The 9,985-nt window shown below is 72.3% G+C and carries 10 protein-coding genes; 4 read left to right on the top strand and 6 right to left on the bottom strand.

Features of this window, described 5'->3' with window-relative positions:
- From E1200_RS26435 to E1200_RS26425, 3 genes are all read right to left on the bottom strand, one after another.
- Positions 1-926, bottom strand: a 926-nt coding sequence (locus tag E1200_RS26435; RefSeq protein ID WP_131954782.1) for a PDZ domain-containing protein, incomplete at its 3' end; no start/stop codon positions are given.
- Positions 927-953: 27 nt separating this feature from the next.
- Positions 954-1,367: a molybdenum cofactor biosynthesis protein MoaE gene (locus E1200_RS26430; protein ID WP_207933557.1), complete on the bottom strand. Its 414-nt coding sequence runs from the start codon at positions 1,365-1,367 to the stop codon at positions 954-956.
- A gap of 58 nt (positions 1,368-1,425) precedes the next feature.
- Positions 1,426-1,953 carry a PPA1309 family protein gene (locus E1200_RS26425; protein ID WP_131954780.1) on the bottom strand — a complete coding sequence of 176 codons (528 nt, stop codon included), beginning with the start codon at positions 1,951-1,953 and terminating at the stop codon, positions 1,426-1,428.
- 175 nt (positions 1,954-2,128) lie between these two features.
- On the opposite strand from E1200_RS26425, the gene E1200_RS26420 reads away from it, so the two are divergent.
- Positions 2,129-4,996, top strand: a complete 2,868-nt coding sequence (locus tag E1200_RS26420) for a UPF0182 family protein (RefSeq protein ID WP_243708843.1) — start codon at positions 2,129-2,131, stop codon at positions 4,994-4,996.
- A gap of 119 nt (positions 4,997-5,115) precedes the next feature.
- Here E1200_RS26420 and E1200_RS26415 read toward each other — a convergent pair whose 3' ends face one another.
- Positions 5,116-6,201, bottom strand: coding sequence for an NAD-dependent epimerase/dehydratase family protein (locus E1200_RS26415; protein WP_131954778.1), 1,086 nt, complete (start codon positions 6,199-6,201; stop codon positions 5,116-5,118).
- Between the two features lie 89 nt (positions 6,202-6,290).
- Between E1200_RS26415 and E1200_RS26410 the strand changes: the two genes are divergently transcribed.
- The 3 genes from E1200_RS26410 to E1200_RS26405 all read left to right on the top strand — a co-directional run bounded on the left by E1200_RS26410 (position 6,291) and on the right by E1200_RS26405 (position 8,593).
- Positions 6,291-7,673, top strand: a complete 1,383-nt coding sequence (locus E1200_RS26410; RefSeq protein ID WP_131954777.1) for a zinc-dependent metalloprotease — start codon at positions 6,291-6,293, stop codon at positions 7,671-7,673.
- Positions 7,670-7,846 carry a hypothetical protein gene (locus tag E1200_RS33975; RefSeq protein WP_165950465.1) on the top strand — a complete coding sequence of 59 codons (177 nt, stop codon included), beginning with the start codon at positions 7,670-7,672 and terminating at the stop codon, positions 7,844-7,846. Before E1200_RS26410 ends, E1200_RS33975 begins: the two co-directional genes overlap by 4 nt.
- A gap of 225 nt (positions 7,847-8,071) precedes the next feature.
- Positions 8,072-8,593, top strand: coding sequence for an NUDIX hydrolase (locus tag E1200_RS26405; protein WP_131954776.1), 522 nt, complete (start codon positions 8,072-8,074; stop codon positions 8,591-8,593).
- 20 nt (positions 8,594-8,613) lie between these two features.
- Here the strand turns inward: E1200_RS26405 and E1200_RS26400 are convergent, their stop codons facing one another.
- Together E1200_RS26400 and E1200_RS26395 are read right to left on the bottom strand one after the other, a co-directional pair.
- On the bottom strand, positions 8,614-9,279 hold the full coding sequence (locus tag E1200_RS26400; protein ID WP_243708842.1) for a hypothetical protein: 666 nt from the start codon (positions 9,277-9,279) through the stop codon (positions 8,614-8,616).
- Complete coding sequence (locus E1200_RS26395) at positions 9,276-9,833, bottom strand: M48 family metallopeptidase (RefSeq protein WP_131954775.1); 558 nt, start codon at positions 9,831-9,833, stop codon at positions 9,276-9,278. The genes E1200_RS26400 and E1200_RS26395 overlap by 4 nt, the downstream gene beginning before the upstream one ends.
- Between the last annotated feature and the right edge of the window lie 152 nt (positions 9,834-9,985).

Below are 9,985 nucleotides of genomic sequence, written 5' to 3'. Positions count from 1 at the left end.
GCGCAGTTGTCGGCGGGGGTGAGGAAGATGGTGGCGCCGGCTTCGCGGGCGGCGATCATTTTCTGCTGGATGCCGCCGATGGCGCCGACTTCGCCGTCGGGGGTGATGGTGCCGGTGCCGGCGATGAATTTGCCGCCGGTGAGGGGGCCGGGGGTGAGTTTGTCGACGATGGCGAGGCTGAACATGAGGCCGGCGGAGGGGCCGCCGATGTCGCCGACGCTGATGTCGATCTCGAAGGGGAAGTCGTACTGGTCGGCGAGGACGATGCCGACGACGGCGCGGCGGCCGGTGGGGTCGGCGACGGTGGTGAGGGTGGCCTGCTGTTCTTTGCCGCCGCGCTTGTAGGTGACGGTGACGGTGTCGCCGATGTCGTGGGCGGCCATGGCGTCGACGATCTGGGGGACGCTGGTGGCCTTGGCGCCGTCCACGGCGGTGATCTGGTCGCCGGGTTTGAGGACGCCGTCGGCGGGGCGGTCCTTCTGGACGTCCTCGATGACGACGCGGGTGGTGACGGGGACGCCGAGTTCGCGGAGGGCGGCGGCTTCGGCGCTCTGCTGGGAGTCCCGCATCTGGCGGGTGTTCTCTTGTTCGACCTGCTTCTGTGATTCGTCCTTGGGGAAGATCGTCTCTTCGGGGACGACGGCGGTGTCGCCGTCGAGCCAGCCGGTGAGGGCGGTGAGCAGGTCGATGCGTCCGCCGGGGCCGCCGCGGTAGGTGACGGTGGTGAAGTTGAGGTGGCCTTCGTCGGGGTAGGTCCGCCGGCCGTCGATCTTGATGAGGGGGCGGCCGTCGTCGTCGGTGCCGAGGGTGTTCTTGGTGGGCCCGGGGGTGAGGGCGACGTACGGCACCGGCATGACGGACCCGACGACGGCGAGCAGGAGGACGAGCACGCTCGCGACGGAGAGCGTGGCGGCACGGCGGGACATGCCGGAAACTCTATGCGCTCGCGGCGCTCAGCAGGCGCCGACCCATTCGTCTCCGCCGTCGGTGAAGGTCTGGTGTTTCCAGATGGGGACGTGCGCCTTGAGGTCGTCGATGAGGTGGCGGGCGGCGGCGAACGCTTCGGCGCGGTGGGCGGCGGAGGCGGCGACGATGACGGCGATGTCGCCGATGCGCAGGTCGCCGACGCGGTGGACGGCGGCGAGGCCGTGCACGGGGTGGTCGGCGGCGACCTTCTCCATGACGGCGCGGAGCTGCTGTTCGGCGGTGGGGTGGGCGCTGTAGGCGAGCGCGGTGACGGCGCGGGCGTGGTCGTGGTCGCGGACGGTGCCGGCGAAGACGGCGATGCCGCCGGCGCCGGGGGCGCGGACGGCGGCGTACGCCTCGTCGATGGACAGGGGCGTGTCGCGGACGCCGGTCAGCCGGATGACGCCGTCGGGGCCGGCACCGTCTGCGTTCTCACCGTCGTGGGTCACGGTTCGCAGGCTACCCTTCCGCGGGCTCGTCGGGTTCGAAGGTGGCGGCGAGGGCCTCGGCGAGGGCGGGGACGAGGTCGGGGCCGGTGAGGACCTCGTCGTCGCTGTCGTGGCGGCGGAGGCGGAGGGCGGCGTGCCGGTGGCCGTCGCGGAGGACGCCGACGACCATGCGGACGTCTTCGCGGCCGGGGTGGGTGGCGGCGAATTCGGCGGCTTCGGCTTCGTCTTCGGGGATGTCGTCCTCGGCTTCGGGCGGGAGGACGACCCGTTCCATGACGAGGGCGCATCCTTCGACGGCGTCGGGCCAGGCGATGGCGGCGAGGGCGTGTTCGAAGCCGTCGCGCTCGGGGAGGGCGGGTTGTTCGAGTGCGGCTAGAGTGTCGGCATCGGGAGGCAGGCCGAGCTGATCGGCGAGTTCGGGTTCGGCGCGGCGCAGTTCGGTGCTGCGGACGAGCGCGTACAGCCGTGGCGCGCTGTCCCAGCCCTCCTGGGCCGAATGACGTTCAAGATCCAGGACTACTTCTTCCAGAAGGCTCACGGCTCCATCTTCCCCGCATTCGGTGCGGGGAGGTGCGGGAACCCCCGCGTGAGTCGGTAAGTTGCATCTACAGGACCGGCGGGCGGCCGGTGAGCGAGACTCGATCGGAGGGGCCCTCTTGACCTTCCGGACTCCCGGTTTCGGGCGCCGGCTCGGCACCGGACGGACGCGGCTGATGCTACCGATACTGGTGGTGCTGGCCGTGTTGCTGACCGTGTTCTTGGTCTTCACGTCGATCTATACGAACCTGCTGTGGCATCGGTCCATCGGGTTCGCGGACGTCTATACGACCCAGCTCCAGGCGAAGGTGGTCCTGTTCCTCGGGGCGGGCCTGCTGATGGCGCTCGTCGTGGGCGCGAACATGGCGGTCGCCTACCGGCTGCGGCCCGCGTACCGGCCGTTGTCGGTGGAGCAGCAGGGCCTGGAGCGGTACCGGGCGGTGATCGATCCGCGCCGGCGGCTGATCGCCTGGTCGATGCTGGGCGTGCTGGGGCTGCTGACGGGTTCGTCGGTGGCGAGCCAGTGGCCGGTGTGGCTGGCGTTCCTGAACCGGACGCCGTTCGGCGTGGAGGACCCGCAGTTCAACAAGGACGTGTCCTTCTACGTCTTCACATATCCGTTCCTGCGGCTGGTCATCGGCGTGGTCTTCGCGACGGTGATCCTGTCGATCGTGGCCGCGGTGATGGTGCACTACCTGTACGGGGGCCTGCGGCTGCAGGGGCCCGGCGACAAGGCCAGCCCGCCCGCACGGGCGCACCTTTCGGTGCTGTTCGGGGTGTTCATCCTGCTGAAGGCCGTCGCGTACTGGTTCGACCGGTACGGGCTGGTGCATTCCGAACGCGGGGTGACGGCGGGCGCGTCCTACACCGATGTGAACGCGCTGGTCCCGGCGAAGACGATCCTCGCGGTCATCGCGCTGATCTGCGCCGCGATGTTCTTCTCGAACCTGCTGCGCCGCGGGATGATGCTGCCCGGCGTCGGGTTCACGCTGCTGGTGCTGTCGGCGATCCTGCTCGGCGGGGTGTACCCGCTGCTGATCCAGCAGTTCCAGGTCAAGCCGGACGAGCTGGCCAAGGAGCGCGAGTTCATCTCGCGCAACATCGAGGCCACGCGGCGCGCCTACGGCGTGGACGGAGCGAAGGTCGTCCAGTACGGGCAGGAACCCGTGACGGACCCGAAGAAGCTCCAGGAGGAGGCGGACCGGCTCGGCGGCGTCCGCGTCCTCGACCCGAACGTGGTGGGCGAGACGTTCCAGCAGCTCCAGCGGATAAGGCCGTTCTACCAGTTCCCCGACACGCTGGACGTGGACCGCTACCAGATCGACGGCAAGCTGGTCGACACGGTGGTGGCGCTGCGCGAGCTGTCGGGCGCGCCGGAGGGGCAGCGCAGCTGGGTGAAGGACCGCATGGTCTACACGCACGGCTACGGGTTCGTGTCGGCGTACGGAGACCGTTTCGCGGACGGCAACGTCCCGGACTTCATCACCAAGAACATGCCGGTCTCCCCCGACCAGAAGATCAAGCTGGACCGGCCGGAGATCTACTTCGGCGAGCGCTCGGCGACGTACTCGATCGTCGGCGGGCGCGGCCAGCAGGAGCTGAACTACCCGGACAACAGCGAGTCGGGCCAGCAGAGCAACAACTACGACGGGCAGGGCGGCGTCGCGATCGACTCGTTCTTCCACAAGCTGCTGTACGCGACGAAGTTCCAGGACAAGAACCTCGTGCTGTCCGGCGCGATCAACGACGACGCGAAGCTGCTGTACGACCGCGCGCCGCGGGACATGGTGCAGAAGGCCGCACCGTGGCTCACCCTCGACGGCGACCCGTACCCGGCGGTGGTGAACGGCCGGATCCTGTGGATCCTGGACGGCTACACCACGACGAACAGCTACCCGTACTCGGAGGAGACGAGCCTCGACGACGCGACCCGCGACACCATCACCGACACGCGGTCGGCGGTGGCGCGGCAGGCCGACGACCACGTCAACTACATGCGGAACTCGGTCAAGGCGACGGTGGACGCCTACGACGGGACCGTGCACCTGTACCAGTGGGACGAGAACGACCCGATCACGAAGACGTGGATGAAGGTGTTCGACGACACCGTCCAGCCGCGTTCGTCGATCCCGCCCGAGCTGGAGGCGCACTTCCGCTACCCGCAGGACCTTTTCAAGGTGCAGCGGAAGATCCTCGCGAAGTACCACGTCACGGACCCGTCGGCGTTCTACAACGGCGAGGGTTTCTGGGAGGTGCCGCAGGACCCGTCCGCGAAGGGCAAGCGGCAGCCGCCGTACTACCAGAGCCTGCGGATGCCGGGGCAGGACGAGGCGTCGTTCTCGCTGACGACGGTGTTCAACCCGCGCAACAACCCGCAGTTGGCGGCCTTCATGGCGGTCGGGTCGACACCGGGCCGCGACTACGGGCAGATCCAGATCCTGCAGATGCCGCGCAACGCGCAACCCGCGGGCCCGGGGCAGGTGCAGAACTCGTTCGAGACGGACACGCAGGTGAAGGCCGACCTGTTCGCGCTGAGACAGGGCGGCACGAAGACCGTGCCCGGCAACCTGCTGACGATCCCGTTCGGCGGGAGCCTGCTGTACGTCGAGCCGATGTACACGATGGCGGCGGGCGGCACGGAGCAGCAGCCGTATCCGATCCTCGGCAAGATCCTGGCGAGGTACGGCGACCGGATCGCCGCGGCCGACACCCTCGACGAGGCGCTGGAGCAGATCCTCGGCGGTTCGACGTCGGCGGCGCCGCCGGAGCCCGAACCGGACGGCGACGGCGACGGCGGCGGCGGGGACGAAGGTGCGGGAGGTGACGCGCCGCAGCAGCTGAGCGCGGCGACGCAGAAGGCGATCGGCGATCTGCAGAAGGCCGTGTCGGACTACGAGGCGGCGCAGAAGAACGGCGACTACCCGGCGATGGGCGACGCCTGGAAGCGGATCAAGGACGCGCAGGCGGCCCTGGCCGCGGCCGGCCAGGCGAGGCCGGCGTCCTCGCCGAGCCCGTCGCCTTCCGCCACCCCGACCGAGAACTAGCGCCAACGAGCAGGAACGACGCGGCCCGCCTCCCTCTCCAGGGGGGCGGGCCGCTCGCTTCTCACCTCTCCGCCGGGGCGTTCGGCGGCGTCGAACGGGGCGTGGCCGTCCGCAGGGGGTCAGGGGGTGCGGCGTTTGCGGGCTCGGCGGAGGGCGGCCGCGGCGCCCAGGGCGGCGACGGTGGCGCCGGCGGCGGTCGCGACGGTGGCCTCCTTGCCGCCGACGCGGCGTCCGACGACGGCGTGCCGGCCCGCGGTCTCCTCCATCACGGCGCGCAGCGCGGCGGCGTTGTCGTAGCCCGGTTTCCAGCCCGCGGCGCGGAGGCGGGCGCAGTCGACCGCCCACGGGTAGGCGACGTAGTGCAGGTCGGTGGCGGGGACGGGGGTCATGCCGAGGCGGTGCAGGCGCTGCGCGGTGCCGAAGGTGAGGGCGGCGGGGAGCTCGAACGTCCGCTTGCCGGTGATCTCGGTCACCTCGGCGGGGCCGAGCCAGCCTTCGCAGCCGACCGCGACGGGTCCGGCGATCTCGTCGGTGACGACGACGTCCAGCGCGGACGCGAGGTCGTCGATGTGGCAGAACTGCCAGCCGGGCGTGCTGCCCTTGACCGTCAGCAGGCGCGGCGCCTCGAAGTGCCGGGTGACGACGGTGTCGACGCCGGGGCCGGCGAGCGCGGCGGGGCGGACGACGGTGACGTCCAGGCCGGGGTGGGTGACCGGCGCGGTCGCGGCGAGTTCCTCCATCTCCAGGAAGTCGCCGGCGACGCTGGCGTCGGCCTCGGCGAGCAGCGGCGCGTCCTCGGGGAGGGGCAGCTCGTTGCCGGGCGCGGCGCCGTACACCATCGTGGACGTGACGAGGACCACCCGGCGGACGCGGGCGGCGGCGGCCGCGGTCACCACGGTCTGCGCGCCGCGGACGTTGTGGGTGCGGCGGTCGCGGGGGCCGGCGTCCGGGGAGTGCTCGACGTCGAGGTTGACGAGCACGTCCACGTCGGCGAGCCGGCCGGGGAGCAGCGGGTCGCGGATGTCGACGACACGCCAGGTGACCCCGGGCACGTCACCGCGGTGCGCGTCGATGGCGACGACCTTGCGGATCTCTTCGCGTTCGGCGAGCCGGGCGGCGAGCAGCCGCCCCGTTCCGGTGGCCGCGCCGGTGACGGCGACGACCGGGCCCTTGCTACGCCGAGGGCGAACCTTGCCCGTTACCACGGGGGTGCCCCCTTCCTTGTGTACGCGACCTCGCCGTGACCGGCTAACGTTGCGGATATGAGCCCATCATGCATCCCAGGGGCGATCCGATGAGTGACACTCCCTTCGGCTTCAACCGTCCCGGCGACGGAGACGACGACCGGCCCCAGGATCCATTCAAGGGCATGGGCGGCGACATGGCGCAGTTCGCCGACATGCTGCACCGGTTCGCGGACATGATCGGCGGGCAGGGCGCGGGCGGTGCGGGCGGCGGCCCGCTGAACTGGGATCTCGCCAAGAACATCGCGCGGCACCAGGTGGTGGAGCAGGGCGACCCGTCGGTGGTCGACACCGAGCGGCGCCAGGTCGAGGAGGCGCTGCGCCTGGCCGACCTGTGGCTGGACGAGAAGACGACGCTGCCCGCCGGCGTCCGGACACCGCAGGCGTGGAGCCGGTCCGAGTGGATCGAGAAGACGCTGCCGGTGTGGGCCAAGGTGTGCGACCCGATCGCGACCCGCATGGTCGACTCCATGGGCGGCGCGCTCGGCGGCGGTGAGATCCCCGCGGACATGCAGGCGATGGCCGGCCCGCTGATCGGCATGGTCAAGCAGATGGCCGGGGCGATGGTCGGCGGCCAGGCCGGGCAGGCGCTCGGCGCGCTGGCCCGCGAGGTGACGTGCTCGGCCGATGTGGGCCTGCCGCTCGCGCCGGACGGCGTGGGCGCGCTGCTGCCCGCCGGCGTCGAGGCGTTCGGCGAGGGCCTGGAGATCTCCGGCGAGGAGATCCGGGTCTACCTGGCGCTGCGGGAGGCCGCCCACCAGCGGCTGTTCGAGCACGTCCCGTGGCTGCGGTCGCACCTGCTGGGCGCGGTCGAGGAGTACGCGCGCGGTATCACGGTCGACCTGTCGGGCATCGAGCAGGCCGTCCAGGGCCTCGACCTGAGCAACCCGGAGGCGATCCAGGACGCGCTCGGCGGCGAGATCCAGCTCCAGCCGGAGGAGACGCCGCGGCAGAAGGCGGCGCTGGCCCGGCTGGAGACCGCCCTCGCGCTGGTCGAGGGGTGGGTCGACACGGTGGTCAACGACGCGGCGGACGGCCGGCTGCCCGGTTCGGTGAAGCTTGCCGAGGCGGTGCGCCGGCGGCGCGCGACCGGCGGCCCGGCGGAGCGGACGTTCGCGACGCTCGTCGGCCTGGAGCTGCGGCCGCGCCGGCTGCGCGAGGCGGCGACGCTGTGGCGGACCCTCACCGACGTGCGCGGCGCCCAGGGCCGGGACGAGGTGTGGAACCACCCCGACCTGCTGCCCACGTCCGAGGACCTCGACGACCCGGACGGGTTCGTGCACGGCCGGGAGGAGATCGAGGGCCTGTCCGACCTCGACCTGTCGGAGCTCACCAAGTCCCAGGAGGACGGCGAGCCCGGCAAGCCGGACGACAAGGACGACAAGGACGACGGCCCCGACGCCGGCCCGGGCGACGGCGGGTCTCGGGCATGAGCCGCTCGCGTGAGTCGCGCGTGCACGGCTGCCGGTACTCGCCCGGTTCGTCGATGAACGCGGTCAGGCGCCGGATAGCGCGGGCGAGCCTGTGCTGGCACCGGCCGATCGACCAGGAGCGGCGCCGCCGCCACCCCGCCAACTCCCGCTACCCCCGCGTAGGCCGCGCGTGATGGAGACCTCACACGCAGGACGCCGCCACCCGGAAGCCGGCACTTCCGCAAAGACGGCGTCCTCCAGCGGAGTCTCGGGAGGCCGCACGTGATGAAGCCGTCACGCGCAGGACGCCGTCTGCCGCAAGCCGGTTCTTTCGTGGAGGCGGCGTTTTCCGGCGAGGTTCCGTGGGGTCGTTGTTTGGGCGCGCGTTGGTGACGGCTGGGGTGTTGCATGCTGACGCCGTGCGGGTTCTGTCGGCCTGGGAGGCGCCCGATGCCGGGCAGGAGCGCGTGCGGGCGGAGTTCCTGCGGCATCTGGAAGAGCATCCCGTGGACGGGATGTGGCGGGAGTGCGCGGCCGGGCACATCACGGCCAGTACCGCCGTCCTCGACCCGTCCCGGACGCGGATCCTGCTGACCCTGCACGCGAAGGTCAAGGCGTGGCTGCAGCTCGGCGGGCACTGCGAGCCCGGTGACGCCACGCTCGCGGGCGCGGCGCTGCGGGAGGCGACGGAGGAGTCCGGCATCGGGGGGCTGCGGCTGCTGCCCGACCCCGTCCGGCTGGACCGGCACGCGGTGGGGTGCCATCCGCAGGGCAGCTGGCACCTGGACGTCCAGTACGTCGCGATCGCCCCGGAAGGGGCCCGGCACACGGTGAGCGACGAGTCGGACGACCTCCGCTGGTTCCCGGTGGACGAGCTGCCGGAGCCGACCGACGACGCGCTCCGCAGGCTCGTCGCGCAGGCGGTCGCCCTACCCGCGTGATCCGGCCCGCGCGGCGGGTGTCAGCGGGTGAGCGGGTGGCCTTCGAGGAGGGCGCGGGTGTTCTCCCAGCCTTCCAGGCCCGGGTCGAGAAGCCGCAGGTCGTCGCGGGTGCGGAGGCGGTGCCAGGCCGGGCCCTGCGGGACGAGGCCGGGCCGCGGCGCGGCGGCGCGGAGCCGGGCCAGCGCGTCGGGAGTGTCGAGGTCGACGTCGCGGAGGGCGGTGGCGAGCCAGTCCGGCAGCGGCAGCCGCGCGGCGAGGGCGACGAGCCCGCCGGGGCCGGTGGCGCCGTCGGCTCGGCAGGCGGCGGCCGGGGCGCCGCCGAGCGCGCGGAACAGCTTGCCGATCAGCAGCGGCGGCAGGTCGGGCGCGTCCGGTGCGACGAGCACGGCGGCGTCCGCGCCGAGTGCGTGCAGCGCGGCGAACGCTCCGCCGAGGGTGGCCTCCCGGACGATCGGGGTGCCGGGCCAGGTGACGGCCTCGGCGTCCGGCTGGTCGGGCGGGTCCAGGACGAGGGCGGACGTGACCAGTTCGAGGCCGGCCACGACCTCGTAGGTGTCTTCGAGCAGGGCGAGGCGGAACTCGGCGGGGTCGACGCCGGGCGGCACGTCCGCCGGGCGGGCGGGCCGCGACAGCACCGCGGCGAAGCGCGCCGGCATTCCAGGCGGCGCGGCCGGGCCGTCGGTCACCCGGCGACCTCGCGCGGGTATCCCTCGCCGGGGTGCAGTCCGTCGCCGCGGTGCGCCGGCCGGGGCTCGGGCCCGAACTCGCCGTCGGGCGCGTCGGCCTCCAGGGGCAGGTGCGCGGCGGCGGCGACGCCCTCCAGGTAGCCGCGGGCGCGGTCGGCCTTCGGGTACCTGCCGACCAGTTCCCAGAAGTCGGCGCCGTGCCCGGGGATGAGCAGGTGCGCGAGCTCGTGGACGAGAACGTAGTCGACGACCCAGGCCGGCATGCCGCGCAGCCGGGTGGACAGCCGGATGGTGCGGTCGTCGGGGGTGCACGACCCCCAGCGGGTGCGCTGGTTGGCGACCCAGCGGACGCTGACGGGGTCGGCGCGGCCGTCGAGGTAGCGGCGGGACAGGTCCCGGGCCCGTACCTGCAGGTCGGCGTCGGTGGGGCGCCGGCGGCGCTCCCGCTCCGCGAGCCGCTCCAGGATGGTCGCGACCCACTGCTCCTCTTCGGCCTTGCTCAGCCTGGACGGAACCATCACCACCACCTTGTCGCCGTCGCGGTAGGCGGACACCGTTCGACGGCGTCTGGCGCTTCGGCGTACCTCAACGTTAGGGGGCACGCCTGAACGGTACTCGAAAATTTGCGCGCACCATAGAGGGTGTTTGACGTTCCCGCAGGTCAGCGCCGTTGTTTTAAGGAGCGGGGCGGGGGCGGGTCAAGCGG

The organism is Actinomadura sp. GC306, assembly GCF_004348665.1.
Classification (GTDB): Bacteria; Actinomycetota; Actinomycetes; order Streptosporangiales; family Streptosporangiaceae; genus Spirillospora.
The sequence above is the reverse complement of the archived record's forward strand: the minus strand, read 5'-3'. Positions and strand labels throughout refer to the sequence as shown.

Bases quoted from the DNA above. Each gene is read 5' to 3' on its own strand.
- E1200_RS26420 (WP_243708843.1), top strand. From the start codon at position 2,129: ATGCTACCGATACTGGTGGTGCTGGCCGTGTTGCTGACCGTGTTCTTG.
- E1200_RS26410 (WP_131954777.1), top strand. From the start codon at position 6,291: ATGAGTGACACTCCCTTCGGCTTCAACCGTCCCGGCGACGGAGACGAC.
- E1200_RS33975 (WP_165950465.1), top strand. From the start codon at position 7,670: ATGAGCCGCTCGCGTGAGTCGCGCGTGCACGGCTGCCGGTACTCGCCC.